26 protein-coding genes, 2 tRNA genes and 1 riboswitch are annotated in these 26,537 nt (G+C 65.8%); of the genes, 20 read left to right on the top strand and 8 right to left on the bottom strand.

All coding sequences use genetic code 11. The features are described from left to right. Nucleotides 1-11 precede the first annotated feature (11 nt). From QZ994_RS03455 to QZ994_RS03475, 5 genes are read right to left on the bottom strand one after another with little or no spacing between them, the layout of a single operon-like run. A complete protein-coding gene (locus QZ994_RS03455; RefSeq protein ID WP_290868240.1) occupies nt 12-149 on the bottom strand; it encodes a CcoQ/FixQ family Cbb3-type cytochrome c oxidase assembly chaperone in 138 nt (45 codons plus the stop codon). 12 nt (nt 150-161) lie between these two features. Further along, on the bottom strand, nt 162-791 hold the full coding sequence (gene ccoO, locus QZ994_RS03460; RefSeq protein WP_290868243.1) for a cytochrome-c oxidase, cbb3-type subunit II: 630 nt from the start codon (nt 789-791) through the stop codon (nt 162-164). A gap of 17 nt (nt 792-808) precedes the next feature. Continuing rightward, the gene (gene ccoN / locus QZ994_RS03465; RefSeq protein WP_290868246.1) at nt 809-2,254 is read right to left on the bottom strand and encodes a cytochrome-c oxidase, cbb3-type subunit I; all 1,446 of its coding nucleotides are present in this window, start codon (nt 2,252-2,254) and stop codon (nt 809-811) included. A gap of 50 nt (nt 2,255-2,304) precedes the next feature. After that, nucleotides 2,305-2,481 (bottom strand): cbb3-type cytochrome oxidase assembly protein CcoS, encoded by a 177-nt coding sequence (gene ccoS / locus QZ994_RS03470; protein WP_290868249.1) that lies wholly within the window; start codon nt 2,479-2,481, stop codon nt 2,305-2,307. A gap of 10 nt (nt 2,482-2,491) precedes the next feature. After that, complete coding sequence (locus QZ994_RS03475; protein WP_290868252.1) at nt 2,492-4,939, bottom strand: cation-translocating P-type ATPase; 2,448 nt, start codon at nt 4,937-4,939, stop codon at nt 2,492-2,494. Between the two features lie 105 nt (nt 4,940-5,044). Between QZ994_RS03475 and QZ994_RS03480 the strand changes: the two genes are divergently transcribed. After that, nucleotides 5,045-5,524 (top strand): DUF192 domain-containing protein, encoded by a 480-nt coding sequence (locus QZ994_RS03480; protein WP_290868255.1) that lies wholly within the window; start codon nt 5,045-5,047, stop codon nt 5,522-5,524. Between the two features lie 24 nt (nt 5,525-5,548). Here the strand turns inward: QZ994_RS03480 and QZ994_RS03485 are convergent, their stop codons facing one another. Next, nucleotides 5,549-6,328 (bottom strand): patatin-like phospholipase family protein, encoded by a 780-nt coding sequence (locus tag QZ994_RS03485; RefSeq protein WP_367172253.1) that lies wholly within the window; start codon nt 6,326-6,328, stop codon nt 5,549-5,551. 257 nt (nt 6,329-6,585) lie between these two features. Between QZ994_RS03485 and QZ994_RS03490 the strand changes: the two genes are divergently transcribed. The 13 genes from QZ994_RS03490 to QZ994_RS03550 all read left to right on the top strand — a co-directional run bounded on the left by QZ994_RS03490 (nt 6,586) and on the right by QZ994_RS03550 (nt 19,674). Continuing rightward, nucleotides 6,586-7,362, top strand: a complete 777-nt coding sequence (locus tag QZ994_RS03490) for a sulfite exporter TauE/SafE family protein (RefSeq protein WP_290868261.1) — start codon at nt 6,586-6,588, stop codon at nt 7,360-7,362. Between the two features lie 85 nt (nt 7,363-7,447). Beyond that, nucleotides 7,448-9,157 carry a nitrite/sulfite reductase gene (locus tag QZ994_RS03495; RefSeq protein ID WP_290868264.1) on the top strand — a complete coding sequence of 570 codons (1,710 nt, stop codon included), beginning with the start codon at nt 7,448-7,450 and terminating at the stop codon, nt 9,155-9,157. 23 nt (nt 9,158-9,180) lie between these two features. Continuing rightward, the gene (locus tag QZ994_RS03500) at nt 9,181-9,672 is read left to right on the top strand and encodes a DUF934 domain-containing protein (RefSeq protein WP_290868267.1); all 492 of its coding nucleotides are present in this window, start codon (nt 9,181-9,183) and stop codon (nt 9,670-9,672) included. A 14-nt stretch (nt 9,673-9,686) separates the two neighbouring features. After that, the gene (locus QZ994_RS03505; RefSeq protein ID WP_290868270.1) at nt 9,687-10,451 is read left to right on the top strand and encodes a phosphoadenylyl-sulfate reductase; all 765 of its coding nucleotides are present in this window, start codon (nt 9,687-9,689) and stop codon (nt 10,449-10,451) included. A gap of 33 nt (nt 10,452-10,484) precedes the next feature. Then, nucleotides 10,485-11,435, top strand: coding sequence for a sulfate adenylyltransferase subunit CysD (gene cysD / locus QZ994_RS03510; protein WP_290868272.1), 951 nt, complete (start codon nt 10,485-10,487; stop codon nt 11,433-11,435). Next, nucleotides 11,435-12,757 (top strand): GTP-binding protein, encoded by a 1,323-nt coding sequence (locus QZ994_RS03515; protein ID WP_290868275.1) that lies wholly within the window; start codon nt 11,435-11,437, stop codon nt 12,755-12,757. The genes cysD and QZ994_RS03515 overlap by 1 nt, the downstream gene beginning before the upstream one ends. A gap of 21 nt (nt 12,758-12,778) precedes the next feature. Beyond that, entirely contained in the window at nt 12,779-13,606 is an 828-nt protein-coding gene (gene cobA / locus QZ994_RS03520; RefSeq protein ID WP_290868318.1) for a uroporphyrinogen-III C-methyltransferase, read from the top strand. A gap of 60 nt (nt 13,607-13,666) precedes the next feature. Beyond that, the gene (gene fdxA, locus QZ994_RS03525; RefSeq protein ID WP_290868321.1) at nt 13,667-13,990 is read left to right on the top strand and encodes a ferredoxin FdxA; all 324 of its coding nucleotides are present in this window, start codon (nt 13,667-13,669) and stop codon (nt 13,988-13,990) included. A 28-nt stretch (nt 13,991-14,018) separates the two neighbouring features. After that, nucleotides 14,019-15,086, top strand: coding sequence for an NAD(P)/FAD-dependent oxidoreductase (locus tag QZ994_RS03530; protein WP_290868324.1), 1,068 nt, complete (start codon nt 14,019-14,021; stop codon nt 15,084-15,086). Nucleotides 15,087-15,150: 64 nt separating this feature from the next. Next, nucleotides 15,151-15,258: riboswitch (TPP riboswitch) on the top strand. A gap of 82 nt (nt 15,259-15,340) precedes the next feature. Then, entirely contained in the window at nt 15,341-17,506 is a 2,166-nt protein-coding gene (locus QZ994_RS03535) for a TonB-dependent siderophore receptor (RefSeq protein ID WP_290868327.1), read from the top strand. A 149-nt stretch (nt 17,507-17,655) separates the two neighbouring features. After that, nucleotides 17,656-17,731: transfer RNA gene (locus QZ994_RS03540), tRNA-Asn, on the top strand. Between the two features lie 61 nt (nt 17,732-17,792). Next, nucleotides 17,793-17,868 (top strand) — tRNA-Asn (locus QZ994_RS03545). Between the two features lie 153 nt (nt 17,869-18,021). Further along, on the top strand, nt 18,022-19,674 hold the full coding sequence (locus tag QZ994_RS03550; RefSeq protein ID WP_290868330.1) for an NYN domain-containing protein: 1,653 nt from the start codon (nt 18,022-18,024) through the stop codon (nt 19,672-19,674). Between the two features lie 7 nt (nt 19,675-19,681). Here QZ994_RS03550 and QZ994_RS03555 read toward each other — a convergent pair whose 3' ends face one another. Next, nucleotides 19,682-20,632 carry a LysR family transcriptional regulator gene (locus tag QZ994_RS03555; RefSeq protein ID WP_290868334.1) on the bottom strand — a complete coding sequence of 317 codons (951 nt, stop codon included), beginning with the start codon at nt 20,630-20,632 and terminating at the stop codon, nt 19,682-19,684. Nucleotides 20,633-20,764: 132 nt separating this feature from the next. On the opposite strand from QZ994_RS03555, the gene QZ994_RS03560 reads away from it, so the two are divergent. Beyond that, nucleotides 20,765-21,220, top strand: a complete 456-nt coding sequence (locus QZ994_RS03560; protein WP_290868336.1) for a DUF4148 domain-containing protein — start codon at nt 20,765-20,767, stop codon at nt 21,218-21,220. Between the two features lie 30 nt (nt 21,221-21,250). On the opposite strand, the gene QZ994_RS03565 is transcribed toward QZ994_RS03560, so the two are convergent. Further along, entirely contained in the window at nt 21,251-21,676 is a 426-nt protein-coding gene (locus QZ994_RS03565; RefSeq protein WP_290868339.1) for an Lrp/AsnC family transcriptional regulator, read from the bottom strand. Between the two features lie 139 nt (nt 21,677-21,815). On the opposite strand from QZ994_RS03565, the gene QZ994_RS03570 reads away from it, so the two are divergent. From QZ994_RS03570 to QZ994_RS03590, 5 genes are all read left to right on the top strand, one after another. Further along, nucleotides 21,816-22,913: an ornithine cyclodeaminase gene (locus QZ994_RS03570; RefSeq protein ID WP_290868342.1), complete on the top strand. Its 1,098-nt coding sequence runs from the start codon at nt 21,816-21,818 to the stop codon at nt 22,911-22,913. Further along, the gene (gene rocF, locus QZ994_RS03575) at nt 22,910-23,851 is read left to right on the top strand and encodes an arginase (protein ID WP_290868345.1); all 942 of its coding nucleotides are present in this window, start codon (nt 22,910-22,912) and stop codon (nt 23,849-23,851) included. Before QZ994_RS03570 ends, rocF begins: the two co-directional genes overlap by 4 nt. A 171-nt stretch (nt 23,852-24,022) precedes the next feature. Continuing rightward, nucleotides 24,023-24,799, top strand: coding sequence for an ABC transporter substrate-binding protein (locus tag QZ994_RS03580; RefSeq protein WP_290868348.1), 777 nt, complete (start codon nt 24,023-24,025; stop codon nt 24,797-24,799). Nucleotides 24,800-24,814: 15 nt separating this feature from the next. Continuing rightward, a complete protein-coding gene (locus QZ994_RS03585; RefSeq protein ID WP_290868351.1) occupies nt 24,815-25,603 on the top strand; it encodes an amino acid ABC transporter permease in 789 nt (262 codons plus the stop codon). Then, the gene (locus tag QZ994_RS03590; RefSeq protein WP_290868354.1) at nt 25,600-26,337 is read left to right on the top strand and encodes an amino acid ABC transporter ATP-binding protein; all 738 of its coding nucleotides are present in this window, start codon (nt 25,600-25,602) and stop codon (nt 26,335-26,337) included. Before QZ994_RS03585 ends, QZ994_RS03590 begins: the two co-directional genes overlap by 4 nt. Nucleotides 26,338-26,537 lie beyond the last annotated feature (200 nt).

Raw genomic sequence — 26,537 nt, forward strand, 5'->3', positions numbered from 1 at the left:
TGAGCCTCCAATCAATCTTCTGCAAGAGGCAGACGGGCCGCCTCTTCAAACTGGGACTTGTTGCGGCGCGAGAACGCCCACGCTGCGATGCCCACGAAAACGCACAGGCATGCCACCGTGAAGATGCTTCTCAAGACGATGACGTCCATGTGCGTCGCTCCTTATTTCACTGCGGTGCCAAGCACCTGCAGGTAGGCGATCACCGCCTCGATTTCGGTCTTGTCCTTGGTTTCCTCGGACGCGGCCTTGATCTCGGCATCGGTGTAGGGCACACCCACCTTGCGAAGGGCTTCCATGCGAGGCGCCAGACCAGCCGAATCCACCTTGTTCTCGAGCAGCCAAGGATAGGCAGGCATGTTCGACTCGGGAACCACGTCACGCGGGTTGTTCAGGTGCGCGCGGTGCCATTCGTCGGAGTACTTGCCACCAACACGGTGCAGGTCGGGACCGGTGCGCTTGGAGCCCCACTGGAAGGGGTGGTCGTACACGAACTCACCCGCCATCGAGTAGTGCCCGTAGCGCAGGGTCTCAGCGCGGAAGGGGCGGATCATCTGCGAATGGCAGCCGTAGCAGCCCTCACGCAGGTAGATGTCGCGACCAGCCAGCTGCAGCGGGGTGTAGGGCTTGAGACCCGCGACCGCCTCGGTCGTGCTGTGCTGGAAGAACAGGGGAACGATTTCGACCAGGGCACCGAAGGCCACGACGATCAGCGTGAGCACGATCATCAGGGTGTTGCTGGTTTCGATGCGTTCGTGGGAGAAGGTCTCGACCTTGTGGTTGTTGTCAGCCATGTTGTTTTCCTTTTTGATCAGGCATGGGCCGGTTGGGCAGCGATCGGGGTGACCACTGCACGGCCAGACAGCGCCGTCATCACGGTGTTCCACAGCATCAGGATCATGCCGCCCAGGTAGAGCAGGCCGCCCGCAACGCGCATCACGTAGAACGGATGGGTGGCTTTCACGCCTTCAACGAAGGTGTAGACCAAGGTGCCATCGGGGTTGACCGCACGCCACATCAGACCTTGCATCACACCGGCGATCCACATGGCAGCGATGTAGAGCACGATGCCGGTGGTGGCAGCCCAGAAGTGGATCGAGATGGCCGGCACGCTGTACATCGTGGTGCGGCCGAACATGCGGGGGATCAGGTAGTAGAGCGAGCCCATCGAAATCAGACCCACCCAGCCCAGGGCGCCAGAGTGCACATGGCCCACGGTCCAGTCGGTGTAGTGCGACAGCGAGTTCACGGTCTTGATGGCCATCATCGGACCTTCGAAGGTCGACATGCCGTAGAACGACAGGGCCACGATCAGGAACTTCAGGATGGCGTCGTCGCGCAGCTTGTACCAGGCACCCGACAGGGTCATGATGCCGTTGATCATGCCGCCCCACGAGGGTGCCAACAGGATCAGCGAGAACACCATGCCAACGGATTGCGTCCAGTCAGGCAGAGCGGTGTAGTGCAGGTGGTGAGGACCCGCCCACATGTAGGTGAAGATCAGGGCCCAGAAGTGCACGATCGACAGGCGATACGAGTACACGGGCATGCCGGCCTGCTTGGGGATGTAGTAGTACATCATGCCCAGGAAGCCAGCGGTCAGGAAGAAGCCCACGGCATTGTGGCCGTACCACCATTGCACCATGGCATCCTGGACACCGGCGTAGGCCGAGTAGGACTTGGGTGCAAAGACACCGCTGGCGAACACGGGGATCTCGGCACTGTTGACGATGTGCAGCAGTGCCACGGCGATGATGAAGGCGCCGTAGAACCAGTTGGCCACATAGATGTGACGCACCTTGCGGGTGCCCACCGTGCCGAAGAACACAACGGCATAAGCGACCCAGACCAGGGTGATCAGGATGTCGATCGGCCATTCGAGTTCAGCGTATTCCTTGCCGCTGGTGTAACCCAGGGGCAGGGAGACCACGGCGGCCAGGATCACCAAGTTCCAGCCCCAGAACGTGAAAGCGGCCAGAGGGCCTGCAAACAGGCGCGTCTGGCACGTGCGTTGGACGACATGGTAGGAGGTGGCAAACAGCGCACACCCGCCAAAAGCAAAAATCACTGCATTGGTGTGCAGTGGTCGCAGCCGACCATAGGTCAGCCAGGGGATGCCGAAATTGAGTTCCGGCCAGGCCAGTTGCGACGCGATCAGAACGCCAACGGCCATGCCGATGACGCCATAAACAACCGCAGCTATGGCGAACTGCCGTACGACGGTGTCGTTGTACGTGGCAGAGTGGGTGGTTGCCATCTCTTTTTCTCCTACTTGTTACAGCCCGAATTGTGAGGGCAAACCACTACCTAATCTTGACGTCGCTCAACGTTGTCCTCGACTTTGTCGTCCTCATTGGAGAGGATTCGCAGCCCTTCTTGCTCGATGTCTTCAAATTGACCCGCGTTCACGGCCCAACCCAGAACCGCCAGGATGGCGAGCACGAGCAAGACGGAGACGGGGAGCAGGACGTAGAGGATTTCCATGCGGCGGCAATCAGGGTGTGCCCGACCTTGGTGAGGCGCTGAGTCTAAGCGCATTGAGCACCACGAAAAGCGAACTCAAGGCCATGCCCAGGCCGGCAGCCCAGGGCGGCAACTTGCCCATGAGTGCCAGGGGAATGCAGGTGAGGTTGTAAGCGGCCGCCCACAACAGGTTCTGTTTGACGATGCGCATGGCGCGTCGGCTGGTCGAGATCGCCAGCGGCAGGCCGGAGAGTCGCCCACCCAGAATGATCAGGTCGGCCTGGGACTGCGCCAGGGCCGCGCCCTGGTCCAGCGACACCGACACATTGGCCTTGGCGAGCACAGGGGCATCGTTGATGCCATCGCCCACCACGGCCACGACATGGCCTGCAGCCTGTGCCTCGGCAATGACGCGGAGCTTGTCTTCCGGGCTGGATTCGGCACCGGCCACGGCCAGATTGAACCCCTTGCTCAGGTGTTGCGCAGCCGCGACAACCCGATGGCGCTGATCGCCCGAAAGGATGGCGGATCGGCAGCCCAGGGTGTTCAGCCGCTGGAGCGCGGGCGCAGCCTCTTCGCGGAAGACCTCATCGAACACAAAGCCCAGGACCGTGTCGGGCCGCACGAGACCTTCGCCGTCCTGGGCGGCCAACCAGACACGGGCGTCCTGGTCGGTCGGCAGGCCCGGACAGGCCCATGAAGCAGACCCCAGGCGCCAGGTCAGGCCATCGTCCGCCACCCCTTGGACGCCCCTGCCTGCCAGCTCTTTCACATCCGACCAGGCCCCAGCTCCCATTGAGCCCACCATGTCCAGCGCCTGGACCAGGGAGCGAGAAAGAGGATGCTGCGAAGCGCGGGCCAAGCCCTCGGCCCTCATGACCGCTGCGACCAACTCAGGCGAGGACACGGCATCGCCCACCGTCCGGCGCCCTCCCCGGGTCACGATGGACACCAGGCTCAGTTCGCCCTCGGTGAGGGTGCCGGTCTTGTCGAAATACAGGTCTTGCACATGGGCCAGGGCTTCGAGCGCATCGATGCGGCGCACCAGCAAGCCCTGGCGCGCCATGGCGCCAGCGGCGGCCAGCAAGGCCGAGGGCGCCGCGAGCGACAAAGCACAAGGGCAGGTCACCACCAGCACCGACACGGCCACCCACACCGCCCGGGAGGGATCCACCCACTGCCAGGCCAAGGCACCGCCTGCGGCCAAGGCCAGGACCAACCAGAGGAAAGGACCGGCGATGCGGTCGGCGCTGCGCATCCAGCCGGGCTTGTCGGTGAGGGCCTGGTGCACGAGAGAGACGATCTGTTGGTATCGGGTGTCTGGCCCGAGGCGCTCGACGCTCACCCAGACCGGCGCCCCCAGGTTGAGGCTGCCCGCCACGACCATCTGCCCCGGCTGCCGCGGCACCGAACGGGACTCCCCCGTCAGGAGAGATTCATCGACTTCGGTCTGGCCGGACAGGATCTGACCGTCCGCAGGAAAGGCCTGCCCGACGGCCACACGCACACGGTCCCCATGACGCAGGGCCGACAAGGGCACCGATTCGATGGCGCCCTCTTCGATCACATCGCCCTGCCCAGCATCCACCAGGCGGTCAACCGCTTCGGGCAGCCGCAGGCACATGGACTCCAATGAGCGTGTAACGCGCTCACGCGCACGGCTCTCCAGCCAGCGACCGGCCAGCAGGAAGGTGACGAACATGGTCAGCGAGTCGAAGTAGGCTTCGTGACCGAAGGTGGCGTGCTCCCCGAAGGTGACGGCCGAACTGACCACAAAGGTGGCGAGGATGCCCACGGCCACCGGTGTGTCCATGGCCACCCTGCCCTGCCTCGCGGCACGCCAGGCGCCCGAGAAAAAAGGGCCGCACGAGAACAGCATGACTGGCAGGCTCAAGACCCAGCAGGCCCAGTTCATCAGGTTCCAGAGGTCGGGGGGAATCTGCTGCGGGCCGGCGACGTACTGGGCCCAGGTGATCATCATCACCTGCATCATGCACATGCCGGCCACCGACAGGCGCCAGAGCAGCTTGCGGGCCTCCTTCAGGCGTTCGTGGCCGGCACGGGCCGCCGCATCGGGCCAGGCCTTGTAACCGCGCTGCTGCACGGCCTCCACCAGGGAAGACAAGCGCACACGGGCCGGATCCACCAGGATGCGTGCGCGCTGCGATGCCGATTGCACCTGCACCTCGAGCACACCGGGGACTTTGAGCAGCGCGTCTTCGATGGTGATCGCGCAGGCCGCGCAGTACATGCCGGACAGACCCAGACCGATCCGGCGCTGGCTGCTACCCAAGGACGCCTCGACCACACATTGCTGCAAGAGTTGCGGATCGTCGAGGCCTGCAGCCTGGGCAGACGTGAGCGGCGCCAGGGGGGGCAAGGCGGGGTTCGCGCCCGCCGCAGCCGCAGACCTGTCAGCGGCGACAGGGGGCTCGGCGTTGAAGGGGGTCTCGGGGGAACCTGAAGGGCGGGAAGACATGGAAGGCACTGATACAGTCAGAAAGGCGACCCGCCGGACTGGCTCGGGCCCGGCACTCTAATCCGATTCCCAAACGCCTGACTGAGAAGGATCAAGGTGAGTTTCATGATTGTGTTTCATCCTGCCGTGAGGCTGCTGGCCCGCACCGCCCTGACCCTGGTGGCCGTGTGCGCACTGCATGGCCCGGCCACGGCGCAGGAACGGGGGCAGCGTCTGCCCAGCATCCCCCTGGGCGCAGGCATGCACAACATCCAGGCCGAACTGGCCCGCACGCCGGAGCAGCACGAGATCGGCCTGATGTTCCGCACGGAGATGGGCGCCAATGAAGGCATGCTCTTCGCATTCGAGCGCCCGGGGCAGCAATGCTTCTGGATGAAAAACACCCTGATCCCACTGGCCGTGGCCTTCGTGTCCGACGATGGCACCGTCGTCAACCTGGACGAGATGCAGCCCCAGACGCTGAACTCGCATTGCTCCACGAAGCCGGTTCGCTTCGTGCTGGAGATGAACAAGGGCTGGTTTGCCAAGCGTGGCATCAAGGAAGGCTTCAGGCTCACGGGCGCCCCATTTGGCACCCCGCGCTGAGCCGAAACCAGCCCCCGAGCGCGCTCAGCGGGCGCGCGCGGCGATCCGCTCGCGCAACTGAGGCAGGACCGTCAGCGCTGCCTCTCGGCCGGCGAGGATGGCCAGGCGGCGGGCGCTGAAGTCGGCGCTGCCCACGCCGTCTAGCTTGGGCCGGATCACCACATCGGCGTCGCGCATTTCAAGGTCGCTGATCGCGTGGCCCATGATGTTGAAGGTCTGCATCAGGATGTCGATGGCGCCCTTGGTCGGCTGCCCCTCCGGCACCGCGGAGATGTCGACGGCGATGATCAGGTCGGCCCCCATCTGCTTGGCAAAACGCACAGGCACCGGTGAAACCGCCCCGCCGTCGATGTATTCGTGCCCGGCAATCTTGACCGGCTCGAACACGGCCGGCACAGCGCTGGAGGCGCGCACCGCGACGCCCGGATCCCCGCGGCGGAACAGGATGGGCTGACCGCTGTTCAGGTCGGTGGCAACGATGCCAAGCGGGAGGCGCATGCCCTCGATGCTCTTGCCGTTGCTGTGTCCGCGCACGAACTTGGCCAAGGCCTCACCTTTGAGCAGAGAGCGCCCCGGAAAGACCCAGTCGGTGATGGACGACTCGTCCAGGGACATGGCAAGGGTGCCCATCTCCGCTGGCGACTTGCCTGCCGCGTACAAGGTGGCCACCACGCTGCCGGCCGAGGTGCCGACGATCAGGTCAGGCTTGATGCCCTGCTCTTCCAGCACCTGCAGGACGCCGATGTGGGCAAAACCTCGCGCGGCGCCTCCACCCAGCGCCAGGCCGATCCTGGGGGGACGCACCGGCACCTTGACCTGTACAGGCGGCTGAGAAGGCGCCTCGGGCGCGGTCTGGCAACCCAAAACTGCGAGACAGACCGAGCTCAGGATGAGCAATCGCCATCGACTCAAGGGACTTGCAACACCCGCATATAACCAAAATGCATTTGAAAGTTTCAAAAATGTTCTTCTCATTTATATAGATGCTTCTTACAGTTCAGCCTCCGACAACCTGCCCGCCTTACGGCCGGGCTTGCTGAGAAAGCTGAAGCGTTTTGATGATGTTAGATTGGACGGCGATTGCCGCTGGCGCGGGCGTCGGCACGATTGTGGGGCTCACGGGTGTCGGGGGCGGCTCGTTGATGACGCCCTTGCTGATTTCGGTGTTCCACCTCGACAAGGCTGTGGCCATCGGCACGGACCTGTGGTTTGCCGGGCTCACCAAGGTGTCGGGCTCGGTTGCCCACCACCGGGAAGACCACGTCGATTACCACATCGTGAAGAAGTTGCTGTACGGCAGCATCCCGGCCTCCATCCTGACCATGGTGTTCATGCACATGGAAGGGCTCAAGAAGAGTGGCGAAAGCACCTTGGCGTTTGCACTGGGCATCGCTCTGCTGTTGACGGCGGTGACCGTGGCCTTCCGCCCTGTCTGGCACAAGGTCGGCATCTGGCTGGAAACATGGATCACCCGAGAGCGCCGCCCCGCGCTGACGGTTCTGTGCGGTGCGATCCTGGGGGTTCTGGTGTCCCTGAGTTCCATTGGCGCGGGGGCACTCGGCGCAACGATGATCCTCCTGCTGTACCCCCGCCTCGACATGAAGCGCCTGGTAGGCAGCGACATCGCCCATGCGGTGCCCCTGACCATCGTCGCTGGCATTGGTCACGCGTCGCTGGGCAACGTGGAATGGCTGCTTTTGATTGAATTGCTGCTCGGTTCGATCCCCGGGATTTGGGTAGGCGCCAAGCTGACCAAGCATTTGCCTGAGACAATCACGCGTTTTGCGTTGTGCGTCTGCCTCGTTCTGGCGGCCAAAAAAGTCTTGATGACCGCCTGAGCCGCCGCGGCTCGGCCGACACCTTCGCGCCCACACGCCAGCTCTTTTTTGACACATTGACACCCGGTTCGGCCGGTTGGATGCCATGTATCAGTACACCGACTTCGACAAGCATTTCGTCCGCCAGCGTGCGGCCCAGTTCCGCGACCAGCTGGAACGCAACCTGGCCGGCAAGCTGGGCGATGAAGAGTTCCGCCCCCTGCGCCTGCAGAACGGCTGGTACGTGCAACGCCATGCGCCCATGTTGCGCGTGGCCGTGCCCTACGGTGAGCTCTCGTCGGCCCAGGTGCGCCAACTGGCCCGCATCGCCCGCGAATTCGATCGCGGCTACGCCCACTTCACGACGCGCCAGAACGTCCAGTTCAACTGGATCCCCCTGCCCAAGGCCGCTGACGTGATGGACCTGCTGGCCGAGGTCAACATGCACGGCATCCAGACCTCTGGCGCCTGCATCCGCAACATCACGGCCGACGCCATGGTGGGCGTGGCAGAAGACGAGCTGATCGACGCCCGCCCCTACTGCGAAGTGCTGCGCCAGTGGTCGACCCTGCACCCCGAGTTCGCCTTCCTGCCGCGCAAGTTCAAGATCGCCGTGAGTGGCGCCAAGGAAGACCGCGCCGCCATCTACTGGCACGACATCGGCCTGCAACTGCTCAAGAACGAAGCCGGCGAGATCGGCTTCAAGGTCATCGTCGGCGGCGGCATGGGCCGCACCCCGATCACCGGCTCGGTCATCAACGCCTTTGTGCCCTGGCAGCAGATCCTCGTCTACATCGAGGCCATCGTGCGCGTGTACAACCGCTACGGCCGCCGCGACAACATGTACAAGGCCCGGATCAAGATCCTGGTCAAGGCCGAAGGCCAGAAGTTCTTCGACCAGGTCAACGCCGAGTTCAAGCAGATCCTGGAGCGTGACGTCGATGGCGCCGCCCACATCATCCCGCAGGCCGAATTCGACCGCGTGAACGTGGGCTTCACCTTCCCCGCTTCGGTGCAGGCTTTCACCCCGGCTGGCAACGGCCTGCCGACCGACGCGTCGGAAGCCGACAAGACCCAGTTCGGCAAGTGGCTGGAGCGCAATGTGCGCGGCCACAAGGTGGCCGGGTACAAGAACGTGCACCTTTCGGTCAAGCGCGTGGGCCAGGCGCCCGGCGACGTGACGGACTCGCAGATGGACCAGATCGCCAACATGGCCGACCAGTTCAGCTGCGGTGAACTGCGTGTCACCCACGACCAGAACGTGCTGCTGCCCTTCGTGCGCGAAGACCAGCTGTTCGCCCTGTGGCAAGCCGCCAAGGCCGCCTCGCTGGCATCGGCCAACATCGGCCTGCTGAGCGACATGATCGCCTGCCCAGGCGGCGACTTCTGCGCCCTGGCCAACGCCCGCTCCATCCCCATCGCCAACGACCTGATCGAGCGTTACCAGGACCTGGACGAGCTCTACGACATCGGCGAGATCGACCTGCACATCTCCGGCTGCATCAACTCCTGCGGCCACCACCACACCGGCCACATTGGCATCCTGGGCGTGGACAAGGATGGCACCGAGTGGTACCAGGTGACCCTGGGTGGCTCGGACGGCTCGGACCACGCCCCCACCAGCGTCGCCGGCAAGGTGATCGGCCCTTCGTTCGCGGCCGACGAGGTCTCTGACGTGATCGAGGCTGTGATCGAGACCTACAAGGGTCAGCGCTCGGCGAACGAGAAGTTCGTGGACACGGTCAAGCGCATTGGCCTGGACCCGTTCAAAGCCGCCGCCAACGCCGCCCGCCGCTCCACGGCCAAGGCCGCCTGAGCCCGCGTGAAAGGAACACAGACATGAAATTCATCGACACCCATCACGACCAGTGGCACACCGTCGGCGGCGAAGACGGCCCCCAGTCGCACCCGCCGATCAAGTCCAACAGCCTGCTGACCCTGGCCCAATGGCACGCCGTGCGCGAGCACTGGCCCGCCGACAAGGCCGTGGGCGTGATCCTGGCCAACGATGCCGACATCGAGGTGCTGGAACACGACGCGGCCAAGTTGTCCCTGGTGGTCCTGAACTTCCCCAAGTGGACCGACGGGCGCGCCTATTCGCAAGCCCACATCCTGCGTTCGCGCTACCGCTTCGCCGGCGAGATCCGCGCATCGGGTGACGTGCTCGTCGACATGATGCCCTTGCTGTCCCGCACCGGCTTCGATGCCGTGGTGCTGCGCGCCGACCAGGACCGTGCCGCGGCAGAACGCGCATTGGGCTTCTTTGCTGCCCGAGGTCACTACCAGGGCGACGTCAAGGTGACCAAGCCGGTGTTCGCCCGCACCGCCTGACCCGGGAGCGCCCCATGAGTGAAGTTTCCTCCCTGTTTGGCGGACCGGCCCCCGCCGGTTCGGCCATCACGCTCTACAACCACCCCAGCGCCGATTACGCGGCCAAGGTGCAGGCCACACTGGCGCTGCTCAAGGCTGCCGCCGTCGAGCATCCTGGCAAGGTGGTGCAGGCCACCAGCCTGGGCGTGGAAGACATGATCGTGACGGACCTGATCGCCCGTCACCGTTTGCCCATCGCGATTGGCACGCTGGAAACCGGCATGCTCAACCCCGAGACGGCCTCGCTGATCGGCACGATCGAGACGCACTACGCCGACATGGGCGTGCATGTGGAGGTCTACAAGCCCGTGCAAGAGGCCGTGATCGAGTTCGTGCAGAAGAACGGCGAAAAGGCCATGTACGAGAGCATCGACCTGCGCAAGGCCTGCTGCGGCATCCGCAAGCTGGAGCCGCTGGGCCGCATGCTGGCCGAGCGCTCCGCCTGGATCACCGGCCTGCGCCGCGAGCAGTCGAACAACCGCGGCGACATGGCCGCACGCGAACAGGACGACAAGGGCCGCGCCAAGTTCAACCCCATGATCGACTGGACCTGGGGCGATGTGTGGCACTACGTCTCGGTGAACCATGTGCCCTACAACCCGCTGCACGACCAGTTCATGCCCAGCATTGGCTGCGCACCCTGCACCCGCGCCATCGCCGTGGGCGAGGACTTCCGCGCTGGCCGCTGGTGGTGGGAAGACGAGAAGGCCAAGGAATGCGGCCTGCACGTCCACAAATGAGCCGGCCTGACAAGATTTCTGAGTGAGAAAAAAATGACCGATGTGAACCAATTGCTGGCGGATGTCGACCACCGCCACCTGGACGCGCTGGAAGAAGAAGCCATCTTCATCCTGCGTGAAGTGGCTGCGAGTTTCGAGCGCCCTGCCCTGCTGTTCTCCAGCGGCAAGGACTCCTGCGTGGTGCTGCACCTGGCCGAGAAGGCCTTCAAGATGAAGAATGCCGCAGGCAAGCTCGAAGGCAAGCTGCCCTTCCCCCTGCTGCATGTGGACACCGGCCACAACTTCCCTGAAGTGATCGACTTCCGCGAAAAGCGCGTGGCCGAGATCGGCGAGCGCCTGATCGTGGCGCACATGGACGAGTCCATCAAGAAGGGCACCGTGCGCCTGGCCCACCCGCTGGAGTCGCGCAACGGCCACCAGACCGTGACCCTGCTCGAAGCCATCGAAGACGGTCGCTTTGACTGCCTGATCGGCGGCGCCCGCCGCGACGAAGAAAAGGCCCGCGCCAAGGAGCGCATCTTCTCGCACCGCGACAGCTTCGGCCAATGGCAGCCCAAGGAACAGCGCCCTGAGCTGTGGAACCTGTTCAACACCCGCATCAAGCCGGGCGAGCACTTCCGCGCCTTCCCGATCTCGAACTGGACCGAGCTGGACGTGTGGCTCTACATCGAGCGCGAAAAGATCCCCCTGCCCAACATCTACTTCAAGCATGCCCGCCAGGTCATTCGCCGCAAGGGCCTGCTGGTGCCGCTGACCGACGTGACGCCGGCTCTCGAAGGTGAAACCATCGAGACCGTGGACGTTCGCTTCCGCACCGTGGGTGACATGACCTGCACCTGCCCCGTCGAGAGCGATGCACAAAGCCCGGCCGACATCGTCGCCGAGACCCTGCACGTGACCGTGAGCGAGCGTGGCGCCACCCGCATGGACGACCGCACGTCCGAGGCCTCGATGGAGCGCCGCAAGAAGGAAGGCTATTTCTGATGACCAACGTGACCCACAACGAAGCCACCAACGAGCTGGCTCACAAAGCACTGCGCTTCCTGACCGCGGGCAGCGTCGACGACGGCAAGAGCACCCTGATCGGCCGCCTGCTGTTCGACAGCCGCGCCATCCTGGCAGACCAGCTCGACGCCCTGGAAAAGCGCGCCGCCGGTGCGCCCATCGACCTCTCGCTGCTGACCGACGGCCTCGAAGCCGAACGCGAGCAAGGCATCACCATCGACGTGGCCTACCGCTACTTCGCCACCAAGACGCGCAAGTTCATCATCGCCGACGCGCCTGGCCACGAGCAGTACACCCGCAACATGGTGACGGCTGCTGCCGGCTCTGATGCCGCTGTCGTGCTGGTCGACATCACCAAGATCGACTGGAAGGCCTCGCCTGTGCCTCTGTTGGCACAAACGCGCCGTCACAGCTTGTTGGCCCAACTGCTGCGTGTGCCATCGATCGTGTTCGCCATCAACAAGCTGGACGCCATTGAAGAAGACACCGAAACGGCCTTCAACAACGTCAAGGCCTCGCTGGAAGCCTTTGCCGAACAGGCTGGCATCGTCAACAAGGGCGTGATCCCGGTGTCGGCCCTGCGCGGCGACAACGTGACCACACCGAGCGCCAACTGGCCTTGGTACCAAGGCCCCACCCTGCTGCAGGTGCTGGAAGATCTGCCCGTGACCGACGAGCGCCACGACGGCGCCCTGCTGCACCCCGTGCAGTACGTGACCCGCGACAGCGTGGGCGAAGGCGAAGCCACCGCCTCGGGCACCGGCCACCAGTACCGCGCGTTCTGGGGCCGCATCGCCCACGGCGCCGTCAAGGCTGGCGACGAAGTGCAGATCTTCCCCTCCGGCGAGACCGCCATCGTGGCCGAAGTGCGCCATGCCGCTGAAGTGGTCGACAGCTGTGAAGCAGGCCAATCGGCCGGCATCGTGCTGGACCGCCAGGTGGACATCTCGCGCGGCGACTGGATCGCCACGCCCGGCAGCATGAAGCCGACCGACACCTTCACCGGCACACTGGCCTGGCTGGACACCGAGCCCGCTGTGCTGGGCCGCAAGTACTGGGTGCGCCACGGCAACCGCTGGGTGCAGGCCCGCATCACGGCCATCGACAGCCGCCTGGACATCCACACCCTGGTGGACCAGGAAGCATCTGAACTGGCTGTGAACGAGATCGGCCGCGTGCAGATCCAGACCCAGCAACCCTTGCCTGTGGAAGCCTATCTGGACAACCGCATCAGCGGGGCCCTGATCGTGGTGGACCCCACCACCAACCGCACCAGCGGCGCGCTGCTGGTCAAGGCCTGATCCCAGGTCCACCCGCACGGCATGGCAGCAGTCCTCACTCAGCCGGTATCGGCCCGCGTTGTCTTCATCGGGGCGGGCCCTGGTGAGGCCGACCTGATCACCGTGCGTGGCGCACGCACCCTGGCTCAGGCCAAGGTCGTGCTGTTCGACGCCCTGGCCGACCCTGGCCTGCGCGACCTTGCGCCCACCGCTGAATGGGTGGACGTGGGCAAGCGTGGGTTTTCGGGCAAGCCGGGCAGCGATTTCAACGGCCAGACGCGCATCAACCAGTTGCTGGTCGAGCGCGCCCAGGCCGTGGGCATGGCCCATGGCGATGGGGCCATCGTTGCTCGACTGAAGGGCGGAGACCCCAGCCTCTTCGGCCGACTGGAAGAAGAACTGCACGCCCTGAGGGAAGCCGGCATCGCCTCCGAGGTGATCCCGGGCGTGACCTCGGCCCTCGCAGCCGCGGCCGCCACCCAGCGCCCCCTGACCCGGCGCGGCACCGGTCGCAGCGTGAGCTTCACCACCGCCATGACCCGCACCGGCGACCTGCAGTGCGGCATGGGCCCAGGCCAGCGCGCCGACACCGAGGTCTTCTACATGGCCGGTCGCCAGCTGGCCCCCCTGAGCCAGGGCCTGCTTGACGCGGGCTGGCCGGCTGACACCGAAGTGAGCGTGGTCTCGCGAGCAGGCTGGCCCGACATGCGCCACACTCTGCACACCGTGGGCAGCCTGGACGATGCCAGCGTGGTCCACGCGGGGCGACCCACGCTCGTGATCGTGGGTGCCGGCGCAACCGACATCCCCGTGCAACCTTTGACGCACATGCCCTTGTGCGGCGAAGGCTCTCCCTCCTCGGCCGATTGATGGCGGCTTCAGCCGCTAAAATCGCGCCCCAATCCCCTTAACTGATTCAAGAGAACAGACATGACCCACGTCGTCACCGAAGCCTGCATCCGCTGCAAATACACGGACTGTGTGGACGTGTGCCCTGTGGACTGCTTCCGCGAAGGCCCGAACTTCCTGGTCATCGACCCGGATGAGTGCATCGACTGTGCCGTCTGCATCCCCGAATGCCCTGCCAACGCCATCGTCCCCGAAGAAGATGTGCCCGGCAACCAGCAGAACTACATCGAACTGAACGCCGAGCTGTCGAAGCTGTGGCCCAGCATCACCAAGCGCAAGGATCCGCTGCCTGACGCCGACGAGTGGAAAGACAAGGTCGGCAAGCTCGACCAGCTGGTTCGCTGAACCAGCGTCTGCCCGTGAGCGCCACGCGATGAGCCCCTGCACCGATGCCATCGTCATCGGAGCCGGACCGGTCGGCCTGTTTCAGGTCTTCCAGCTCGGCCTGCTGGGCCTGAAGGCAGAGCTCATCGACGTGTTGCCCGAGGCCGGGGGCCAGTGTGTGGCCCTCTACCCCGAGAAACCGATTTACGACGTGCCCGGTGTGCCCGTGTGCACGGGACGCGAACTGACACGCCAGCTGCTGGCCCAGGCGGCGCCCTTCTTGCCGCCTGACGCCGACACGGGGCGGCCCTGCAACCTGCACCTCGGCCACCTGGTGAGCGAGGTCAGCGCCTTGCCGGAGGGCGGCTACCGCGTCGCCACGGCTCAAGGGCTTGTGCGGCGCGCCAGGGCCCTGTTCATCGCGGCGGGTGCAGGCGCTTTCGTGCCCAAGACCCTGGCCCTGCCGGGGCTGGACGCGGCACCCAACGTGCACCACCACCTGCCAGATGGCACCCCACCAGGCTGGGTCGGTCGGCACCTGATCGTCTCGGGTGGGGGTGACGAGGCCCTGCAGGCGGTGATCGACATCGCGGGGACGAACGCCAGCCATCGCCCTGCAAGACTGAGCCTGCTGCACCGGCGCGACCAGTTCCAGGCCGACCCCGCACTGGACGCCGCCGTCAGGACACTGATCGCCCAGGGCCAGGTGGACCTCATCGTGGGCATGCCCAGCGCCAGCCAGATTTCCCCGCAGGGCACGCTGTCCGCGCTCGACCTGCTGGGTGCCGATGGCCAGACGCGCACGCAGCCCCTGGACCACCTGCTGATCCGCCAGGGCATGAGCCCCAAATTGGGCGCCCTGACGCAATGGGGCATGGCGCTGGAGCGCAAGCAAGTGGCCGTGTCCCCCTCAACCTTCGAGAGTTCACTGCCGCAGGTCTATGCGGTGGGCGACATCAACACCTACCCAGGCAAAAAACGCCTGCTGCTCTGCGGCTTTCACGAAGCAACGCTGGCCGCCCATGCCGCCGCCGCTGCGCTGCGGCCCGACGCGCCCCAACACCTGCTCTACACGACGACGAGCCCCCTTCTGCACGAACGCCTGGGCCTGCTCTGACCCCGGCTCCGGCGCGGGTGTCGAACGCCCCGCGTGTGAAACCGCGTCACACAACGTAAAATAAGGTTTCCGCTGGGGGTGTGGGCAGGCCGTACATGGTCCTGTTCACTGAGAGAGTCCCTTTGAACCTGAACGAGGTCATGCTCGCGTAGGGAAGCGCGGTGCCTGGCCCTGACCGCCTCTCTGGCGGCGTTCGCCCACACCACGGCTTGCCTGTGCGCGCCCGACCGCAGCACCGAGCACACAGCCGTACCATGCGCAGCCTACCCGCCCACCTGTCTCGTCTCAGCCCTCTGGGCTTTGCCGCCCTCTGCCTGATGGCTTCGGTCGCCCAGGCCCAGTCCAGCACCGAGGCCAGTCTGCCGGACGTCACCGTGAACGCGCCCAAGGAGCGCGAGGCCCGCGCCAGCATCGGTGGATTCGGGCAGGAACCCGCATGGCAGGCCCCCTTGCAGGCCAAACGCTTCAGCAGCGAGGCCCTGAAAGACGCCCAGGTCAAGGTGCTGGCCGACATCACCAAGCTCGACGCCAGCATCAGCGATGCCTACAACGCCGCAGGCTATTGGGATGTGATGGCCGTGCGCGGCTTCACCCTCGACAGCGCCTACAACCTGCGCCGCGAAGGCCTGCCGATCAACAACGAGACCAGCATCCCCCTCGACAACAAGGCGGGTGTGGAGGTGCTCAAGGGCACCAGCGGCATCCAGGCGGGCACCAGCAGCCCGGGCGGCCTGATCAACTACCTCGTCAAGCGTCCGACCGGCACCCTGCGCACGGCCGAACTCAGCGTGGACCAGCATGGCGACGTGCTCACCGCGGTCGACCTCAGCGAGCGCTTTGGCGCCACCCAGGCCCATGGGTTGCGCATCAACGCGGCCAACGAGCGCCTGAACACGGCCATCGACAACACCAAAGGCAACCGCCAACTCCTGGCCCTGGCGACCGACTGGCGCGTGCAGCAAGGCACCCTGCTTGAGTTCGAGATCGAGTACAGCCGCCGCAGCCAACCTTCGGTGCCTGGCTTCAGCATGCTGGGCAGCACCCTGCCCCTGGCCAGCAGCATCGACCTCAACCGCAACCTGAACAAGCAAAGCTGGGCGGCCCCCGTGGTGCTGCAAGGCACGACCGGCAGCCTGCGCCTCACGCAGGAACTCGGTGGCGGCTGGAAAGCCGTGGGCAGTTACGGTGAGCAGCGCCTGCGCAGCGATGACAGCGCCGCGTTCCCGTACGGCTGCAGCAATGGCGACGGCTACCTTGCCGACCGCTACTGTGCGGATGGCAGCTTCGACCTCTACGACTACCGCAGCCTGGGCGAAGTGCGCGTGACCCGTGCCCTGGACGTGAACGTGTCGGGCGAGGTTCGCACGGCCGGCATCCGGCATGAGCTCACCACCGGACTCACCCGCAGCCTGAGCCGCGTCGACGTGCCCACATCCAACTACGATTACGTGGGAGCGGGCAGCGTCTACAGCGACGTGGACAACCCGGCGACCAACCTGGCCCCCACCAGCGCCCAGAACGACAAGCAATCGCGCAACACCGAGCTCTACCTGCGAGACAGCCTGCGCCTGAGCGAGGCATGGCGCGCCTGGCTGGGCCTGCGCCACACACAGCTGAGCCGCACCCAGTCCCTGTCGGACGGATCCCAGCCGGCCGCGCGCTCCAGGCAGTCGTTCACGACGCCCTGGGTCGCGGTGGGCTACGAGTGGGCGCCTCGCCAGCAGGTCTACGCCAGCTGGGGGGAAGGCGTGGAGGTGCTGCCGGCACGTTTCAGCGGGCCCTACACCACTTACACCAACAACGGCGAAATCCTGCCCGCTGCCAAAAGCCGCCAATGGGAAGTGGGGGTGAAGGGGCAACTGGCGCAAACGGACTGGTCGGTCAACTGGTTCCATGTCGTGCGCCCCGAAGCCGCCAGCATCACCCATGACGACGACAGCAAGACCTACCAGCGTGACGGCGACTCCCGCCACCAGGGCCTGGAAGCCCAACTGGCCACCCGCATTGGCGCCTGGGGCCTGAACGCCTCGGCCATGGTGCTGGACGCCGAACGCCGCCACAGCGCCAACAGCGCGGTCAACGGCAAGGCGCCGGCCAACGTGCCCGACTACAGCGTCAAGCTGGGCAACAGCTACCGCGTCGCAGCCCTCCCTGGCCTGAGCCTGCTGGGCGATGTGGTGCACGAAGGCCCTCGCACGGCCGATGTCGCCAACGGCGTGCGCATCCCCGCGTGGACGCGCCTGGACGCTGGCCTGAGCCTGGCCCAGCGCCTGGGCGCCAACGCCGTCACCTGGCGTCTGGGCATCACCAACCTGCTGGACACCAAGGCCTGGCGCGAATCGCCCAACCAGTTCGACCACATCTACCTGATCCCCCTGGCCGGCCGCACGGTCACGGCCTCGGCCATCTGGAGCTTCTGAGGCTGGCGCACACGGGCGCTGTTGCATGGCCCACACAGCCTGGTCAGCGCACGCGGCATTTGCGAACCATCAGGAAATGATGTTATAGTCTTGGTCTCGACAGGCAGCAACGCTTTATAGCAAACTGTTTGAAGAGACACACCGAATGTTCCTCGATAGCTCAGTCGGTAGAGCGCCGGACTGTTAATCCGTAGGTCCCTGGTTCGAGCCCAGGTCGAGGAGCCAACAATTCAAGTGGCATGGCGTGAAAGCGCGGTGCCAGGGTTGCAAAACCCAGCCGACATATTCCTCGATAGCTCAGTCGGTAGAGCGCCGGACTGTTAATCCGTAGGTCCCTGGTTCGAGCCCAGGTCGAGGAGCCAAACAAAAAAGCCGCCTTGTGCACACCGTGCAAGGCGGCTTTTTTCATGCGGCCGCCCCACCCTGCCTCGCACCGCAGGGTTGCGGCAGGCCACCACATGAGGCCTCGATGCCGGGCGTGGCATACAGTCAGGCCAAAGGACACCATCACCCGCATGAAATCCGCCCTGTTCGTTGATTTTGACAATGTCTACTCGGGCCTGCGCCGCCTGGACCTGGCCTACGCCGAGGCCTTCGCCAGCGACCCGCTGAGATGGATGAACTGGCTCACCGGCCAGTTGCCCCTGCCCGCAGACGCCGACGAGGGCGGCAAGCGCCGGATCCTCGTCCGCCGCTGCTACCTCAACCCGGTGATGTACCAGCGCTTTCGCTTCGGTTTCAGCCGCGCGGGCTTCGAGATCGTCGACTGCCCGCCCATGACCACGGCCGGCAAGACCAGCACCGACATCCACATGGTGCTCGACATCGTGGACGTGCTGCTCAGCCCCACGCGCTACGACGAGTTCATCGTGTTCTCGGCCGATGCCGACTTCACGCCCGTGCTGCGCAAGCTGCGCCGCGACGACCGCCGCACCACCATGTTCGCGGCGGGCGCCACCTCGGCCTCCTACGATGCCTCGGCCGATCTGATCATCAACCCCGAGGCCTTCATCAGCGAGGCCCTGGGCTTCACCGATGAAGAACCTCTGGCCGAAAAGACCACCGACTTCGATGGCCTGCTCGCACAGGCCGAGGCCGTGACCTGGAGCGTGGTGGACAAGGCCAGCGAGCCGGTGCCCCTGCCCACGCTGACCCGCATCCTGGCCCAGCAGGTGCCGGGGCTGACGGCCAGCAACTGGGCGGGTCGCGGCACCTTCTCCGCCCTGCTGCGCGACCTGCCGCTGAGCCCTCTGCGCATCGATCGGGAAGCCAACTGCCTGCTGGACCCGCGACGCATCGGCACCGAGCGCGCCACAGCCGACCGTCTGCCAGAACGCAGCCCATCGGCTCAGGGTGAGCGCCCCGCTTCACACGGCGTCGAACGCGTGCCCAATGCGCCCGACAAGGCCGTGGCGCCCACGCCCCACAACCCCGCCACCCAGAGTGCTGGCGCCCTCACGGCGGCACCACCGGCTGGGATCTTCCAGTTGGCCCCCGCCCCCTCGCAGGCCGAATTCAAGCAGCAGGTGGAGCGAGTGCTGTCGGAAGAGGTGGCGGCATCGGCCCGCCCGATCGCGGTGGCGCGCCTGGCCCACACCGTGCGCCAGCGCTGCCCCGGCATCGAGGTCGACTGGGCTGGCTGCGGCACCTTCAAGCGCCTTCTGGAGGCCGTGCACCCGCAAGGCGTGCAGATCTCCTGGGCCCAGCTGGGCGGCTACGCCTTCGACCCGGCCAGGCACTCGCTGGATTTCATCCAGGACAACACCCAGGCCCGCGGCCCGCAAGGCGAACAGGATGCCCGCTGGCCCAAGGTCGCGCCCATGCTGCAGGTGGCCAGCTTCCCCGAGCTGGACAGCGCCCAGTACCGCGCCGTGCTGCAGGCCCTGGCCCAGACCCTGCGAGAGGGACCGTTTGCGCTGGCCGCTGCCACCAAGCGTGTGCGCGACCTCTGCGTCGACCAGCACGTGGCCGTGGCCCGCGCCGACATCAACACCCTGCTGCGCGCCCTGCTCTTCTCGGGCTTCGACCCCGCGCAGGCAGACAGCAGCGTCGACAGCCTGGTCGTGCTGGCCTGCGGGGTGGCCCTGGCCGCCTGCCGCCGTGAAGGCATGGCCGTGGACGACGAAGACCGCGCCTTGCTCTTGAGCTGGATGGGCGCTGGCGACTGAGCACGCTTCAGAACGCGTGCCCAGGCTGCGCGGGCAGCCAGGGATCGGGCGCCTGGGCATCGAACTGCTCGAAGAGGAAATCGATGAAGGCGCGGGTGCGCGCCGGCACGTGCTTGCGAGAGGGGTAGGCCACGTACAGGTTGACCACCAAGAGATGCCAGCCTGTCAGCACGCGCTGAAGACGCCCTGTGGCCAGCTCGTCGTGGGCCGCATAGCTGGGGAGGCCGGCGATGCCCAGGCCACTGCGCGCCGCCGACAAGGCGGTGTCGAGGTGCGAGGTCTGCAAGGGGCCTGGCGAGGTCTGCAAGCTCGCGGCGGCCTGCTCGTGAGCGGGGTCCTCCGGGTCATCGGGGTACAGCGTCATGTCGCGCGCACCGGCCGGCCCGATCAGTTCATGGAGAGCCAGGTCCGCCGGCTTTTTGGGCCGCCCATGTCGCTTGAGGTAGGCCGGTGAGGCGCACAGGATCACGCGCGAGCGCAGGAGTTGGCGCGCAACGAACTGCCCGTCAGGCGCGCCATCCTGGCGCGTGATGAGGCTGACGTCGAAGCGCTCGTCGATCGAATCGATGAGCCCGGGCGCCACCAGCTCCACACTCAGGTGCGGGCAACGGGCTCGAAACAGGCCCAGACGAGGGGCCAATTGGCTCGCTGCAAAGGCCGGGGGCGCGAGGACCTTGATGGCCCCATGCAGCCCGCCGCTGTTGGAGCGCACCAGGGTTTCGGCCTCGCCCAGATCGGCCAGGATGCGCACGACCTGCCGCTGGTAGGCCTCACCCGCCTCGGTCAGCACCAGCTTGCGCGTGGTGCGGTTGAGCAGGCGCACGCCCAGGTGGGACTCGAGGTCGGCCACCAGGCGCGTGACCACCGAGGGAGAGAGGTCGAGCGCCCGCGCGGCCGCCGCAAAGCCGCGGCACTCGATGACCTTGCAGAAGACCTGCATGCTGTGGAGTCGGTCCATGGCGAAAGATTGTTGCCAAATTGGCAATGGTGCCTTGCGCCGCGGCAGCTTGGACGACCCTGCCCGGCTCTTTACATTGGGTCATGCGCTTTGCACAGCGCCCTTCCAAACCGAACCGCACAAGGACCCACCATGACCGCCCCCCGCCTTGCCATCGCCCTCCTCGCTGCCACCGCCGTCTTTGCCATCTCGGCCCAGGCCGCCGAATCAGGCATCGATGCCCGCACCACCACTGGCGCCAGCACCGTCACCCGTGAACAGGTCACGGCCGAATTCCTCCGCGCACGCGCCGCCGGTGAACTGGATTTCAGCCGCCAGTTTGAACCGAGCAACCTGAGCCGCACGCGTGACAACGCGGCTCCGCAGGCCGCCAGCGTGACAGCACCCAGCAAGGCCGCAGAGCAGCAGCCCGCCACGGGAGCGAGCGAGGCCAAAGCCGCCTACCGCCAAGCCATGGCCGTGGGCGACGAAGACCGCGGCCGCACGCTTTCCGTGGCCGCACTGACCGATGGCCAGGTCACGCCAGCCGAGGCCACGACCACCCGGCACGCCAGCGCCCCCAGCGAGTACACCGGCACGCTGCAGTGATGCGCAGCCCCCCGCGTTCACCCAAGGCATTCACCCTAGGCGGTAGGTCTCGAGGTGGATGCTGGTTTCGGTGTTGCTGATGCCCTTGATCAGCCGCACCCGCTCCAGGATCTTGGAGAGCGCTGCCAGGTTTTCGGCGCGCAATTCGGCCAGCAGGTCCCAGCGGCCATTGGTGTCGGCCAGGGTGGCCACGCCCGGCTCACCCAGCAAGGTGGCGATCACCGTCCGGGCCTCATTGCCCTCCACCGCGATGCTCATCCAGGCCGTGATCTCGTTCGGCCGGGAATCGGGCCTCAGGCGCACGGTGTAGCCCACGATCACGCCCGTGTCCTCCAGCTTGCGGATGCGGTTGGTGATGGTGCCGCGTGACACGCCCAAGCGGGTGGCCAGCGTGGCCACGTTCATGCGGGCGTCCTGGCGCAGCAGGGAAAGGATCTGTTGGTCGACGGTGTCCATGGAACTTGGGCCTTCTCCTTGCCGAAACGGCATCAAAGGCTGACGTTTTGGCAAATTATTGAGCAAAACACAGCACCCTTTGCGATTTTCATTGACGGCGGCTTTGGACACACTCCTTCCCATGCAAGGAGACACCCCCATGAGCCGCCCTCAGATCGTCACGCGCTACCTCAGCGCCCAGGATGCCGCCGACATCGTCCAGCGCCTCGGTGTGGCGCAGACCCTGCGCGGCATCGCCGACTACATCGAAGCCGACTTCAAACGCTGGGCCGACTTCGACAAGTCCGCCCGCGTGGCCAACCACTCGCGCGATGGCGTGATCGAGCTGATGCCGATCGCCGATGACCGCACCTACACCTTCAAGTACGTCAACGGTCACCCCAAGAACACGCGTCAGGGCCTGCCCACGGTCATGGCCTTCGGCGTGCTGGCCGACGTCGACACCGGCGTGCCAGAACTGGTGAGCGAGCTCACGCTGACCACGGCCCTGCGCACCGCGGCCATGTCGGCCGTGGCGGCCCGTGCGCTCGCCCGCCCAGACAGCCGCGTCATGGCCCTGATTGGCAACGGCGCGCAGAGCGAATTCCAGGCCCTGGCCTTCCACCACCTGCTGGGCATCGCCGAACTGCGCCTGTTCGACGTCGATCCCACGGCCACGGCCAAGCTCATGGCCAACCTCGCCGGCACGGGAATCCGTACCGCGGCGTACCAAAGCATCCGGGAAGCCGTACGCGGCGCCGACATCGTCACCACCGTGACGGCCGACAAGACCAATGCCGTCATCCTCACGGCCGACATGCTCGAGCCCGGCATGCACCTCAATGCCGTGGGCGGCGACTGCCCGGGCAAGACCGAGCTCTCGGCCGACGTGCTGCACGCCGCACGCGTGTTCGTGGAGTACGAGCCGCAAACGCGCATCGAGGGCGACCTGCAGCAGATGCCCGCCGATTTCGCCGTGACCGAACTCTGGCGCGTTCTTTGCGGCGACGCAACAGGCCGACGCCATGCCGACGAGGTTTCCCTGTTTGACTCCGTGGGCTTTGCGTTGGAAGATTTCTCCGCGCTGCGCTTCATGCGCGATGCGGCGATCGCCCAGGGCATGACCCAGACGCTGGACCTCATCCCTGAACTGGACAACCCGAAGAACCTGTATTCGATGATCCGACCCGCAGCGCTCCCAGCCGAAGCCGCCCTTGTCACCACCCGCCAGCCAGGCACCGAGGTGCTGAGCGCATGATCGACACCCAACGCATCCAGGGGGTCAGCCTGATCGGGGTGCCCACCGACGTGGGCGCCGGCAGCATTGGCGCCCGCATGGGGCCCAGCGCCCTGCGCGTGGCGGGCATTGGCGAGGCCATTGCGCGCTTTGGCCTCGATGTGAAGGACTGTGGCGACCTCAATGGCCCCGCCAACCCCTGGCTGCCCGCGGTCGATGGCTTCCGGCACCTGCCCGAAGTCGTGCGCTGGAACGAACTGCTGCACGAAGCCATGTTCGCCGAACTGCAGGCCGATCGCCTCCCCATCGTGCTGGGTGGCGACCACTGCCTGGGCATTGGCTCAATCAGCGCCGTGGCACGCCACTGCCGGGCCACGGGCCGCAAGCTGCGCGTGCTCTGGCTCGATGCCCATGCCGACTTCAACACGGCCACGCTCACGCCCAGCGGCAACATCCACGGCATGCCGGTGGCCTGTCTGTGCGGACACGGCCCGGCCGAGCTCACCCACATCGGCGGCCACGTGCCAGCCATGTCGCCCCACGACATCCGGCAGATCGGCATCCGGTCGGTCGACGAAGGCGAGAAGCGCTTCGTGCACGACATGGGCATCGAGGTGTTCGACATGCGTTACATCGACGAACTGGGCATGCGTCACACCATGGAACAGGCTTTGCTTGATCTGGATGCCGACACCCATCTCCATGTGAGCCTGGATGTCGACTTCCTCGACCCCGACATCGCCCCGGGTGTGGGCACGACGGTTCGAGGGGGGCCCAATTACAGAGAAGCACAGCTGTGCATGGAGATGATCGCCGACACCGGACGGCTGGCCTCACTCGACGTGGTCGAGCTGAACCCCGCGCTGGACGTGCGCAACCAGACCGCCTCGCTGGCGGTCGACCTGATCGAGAGCCTCTTCGGCAAGAGCACGCTGATGAGGCGATCCCCCCGCATCTGAGGCGCGTAGCGGCGCGCCACGGTGTCACCGGCGTGCGGCGGGCAGACCAGGCTGAACCTGGCGCCGCCGCCTCCGGGTTTTGTTGATTGATCTCGCCAGCATCAAGACTGGCTTTCGCTGGCATTTGGACCATTTTTTGACGACTCTTCTTCACCCCACAAGGAATCGACAATGAACAAACCCGGCAAGTGGCTCCGCTACGGTGTGCTGATCGCTGCAACCCTGTCTGCTGCCATCGGCACGCAGGCCCGCAGCCTGGAAGACATCCAGAAGGATGGCAAGGTCATCTTCGCGACGGAGGGGCAGTTCCCGCCCTTCAACTACTTCCAGGGCACGAAGCTGAGTGGCTTCGAGGTGGAGCTGGCCGAGCTGGTGGCCAAGAAGATGGGCCTGACGATCGAGTGGAAGGCGCTGGGCTTTGACGCCCTGCTGGCCGGTCTGCGCCAGGACCGCTGGGATCTGGTGATCGCCTCGCACGGCATCACCGACGAGCGCGCCAAGGCCGTGACCTTCACCAACCCGCATTACTGCTCGGGTGGCCAGGTGGTGGCCATGGAAGCCGGCATCAAGACGGGTGCCGACCTGGCCGGCAAGGTCGTGGCCGTGCAGACGGGCACCACCTACCTGGAGAGCGTGAAGAAGCTGCCCGGCATCAAGGAAGTGAAGAACTTCCCCAAGGACACCGATGCACGCTCGGCCCTGCTGAACGGCCGTGTCGACGCCTGGGTGAGCGACCGTTTCGTGGTCAAGCAGGCCCTGGCCGGCGCGCCCAATGCGGGCATGAAGGTGGGTGACATGGTCTTCATCGAGCGCATCGCCGCAGCCGTGGCCAAGGGCAATGCCTCACTGGCCGCAGGCTACAACAAGGCCCTCGCCGAGGTCATGGCCGATGGCAGCTACGCCGCCTTGTCGAAGAAGTACTTCGGCGAAGACGTGCGCTGCAAGTAAGGCCGGAGCCCCCTCATGAGCCTCTCCCTGCCAAGCTGGCCTGCCAGCTGGAGCAGGCAGGCGCGCAGCAACGCCACCATGGTGGTGGCCAGCGGCGTGCTTGTCCTGATTCTCTGGCTGATGGCCATTCCCCTCTCCTGGGCGCCTGAACCCATCGGCCCGGCCGCACAGGACTTTGCCGAAGGCACGCGGGTGACCGTCGAGCTCACCGTGGTCTCGGGCCTGGTCGGCATCGTCATCGGCCTGATGGCGGCGCTGGGCAAGCTCTCGCGCGTGGCCCCGCTGCGCTGGCTGGCCAGCTTCTACATCTGGGTGGTGCGCGGCACGCCGCTGCTGGTTCAGGTGCTGTTCGTCTACTTCGCCCTGCCCTCGCTGATCCCATCGCTGAAGCTGAGCGACTTCGCCTCGGCCTGCATCGCGCTGGCTTTCAACGTGGGCGCCTACAACGCCGAAGCCATCCGCTCCGGCCTTCAGGCGGTGCCCAAGGGCCAGACGGAGGCGGCCAAATCCCTGGGCATGTCCAACTGGGGCACCTTCATCGACATCGTCTTCCCCCAGGCAATGAAGATTGCGCTGCCCTCGGTGGTCAACAACGTTGTGTCGCTGCTGAAGGACTCGTCGCTGGCCTACACCATCGGCGTGGTGGAGCTGACCAATGTCGGCAACCGCATCCAGGCCGCCACCTTCCAGCCCATGCCCACGCTGATCACCACGGCCCTGGTCTACCTGTTGCTGACGACGGTGCTCACGCAGATCTCCGACGCGGTGGAACGCCGCTATGACGTGGAAGGACGCCGACCATGAGCCAGGCTTTCATCACCGTCGACAAGGTCAACAAGACCTTCGGCAACCACCATGTGCTGCGCGACGTGTGCACGCATTTCGATGCGGGCAAGGTCACCGTGATCCTGGGCTCCTCGGGCTCGGGCAAGAGCACGCTGCTGCGCATGCTCAACCGGCTGGAGACGCACGACAGCGGCACCATCCTGGTCGATGGCATCGAGGTGGGCGACGACGCCCGTGCGCTGGCCGCGCTGCGCCGTGAGGTCGGCATGGTCTTCCAGCAGTTCAACCTCTTCCCGCACCTCACGGTGCTGGACAACGTGACACGGGCCCCGCGCCGCGTGCGTGGCACCCCCAAGGCCGAGGCCGAAGCCAAGGCGATGGAACTGCTGCGCAAGGTGGGCATGGAGGCGCACGCGCACAAGCACCCGTTTGCCCTGTCGGGCGGACAGCAGCAGCGTGTGGCCATCGCCCGGGCCCTGGCCATGGAGCCCAAGGTCATGCTGTTCGACGAACCCACCTCGGCCCTGGACCCGGAAATGGTCAAGGAAGTGCTGGACGTCATGAAGCAGCTCGCACGCTCGGGCATGACCATGATCATCGTCACGCACGAGATGGGCTTTGCCAAAGAGGTTTCCGACCGCGTGCTCTTCCTGAACCAGGGCGAGATCGTGCAGGACCGCCCGCCTGAAGACTTCTTCGACCGCCAGGACAACCCGCGCATCCGCGCCTTCCTGGGCCAGGTGTCGGCCTGATCTGCGGCTCCGCCCCCGTTTTCACCGTCTCTCCGATCTTCGTTTGGTCCTTTCACCCCAAAAGGTATCCCCATGAAAAGAACCGCTTTGACCCTGGCCATGCTGGCCGCTGCCGTCACCTCCCTGCCCGCCATGGCCCAGTCGGCCAAGGACTTCGAGGCCCTGCGCAACGAGGTGCTGCGCCTGCGCCAGGAACTCAA

The organism is Aquabacterium sp., from assembly GCF_021768455.1.
Classification (GTDB): Bacteria; Pseudomonadota; Gammaproteobacteria; order Burkholderiales; family Burkholderiaceae_C; genus Aquabacterium.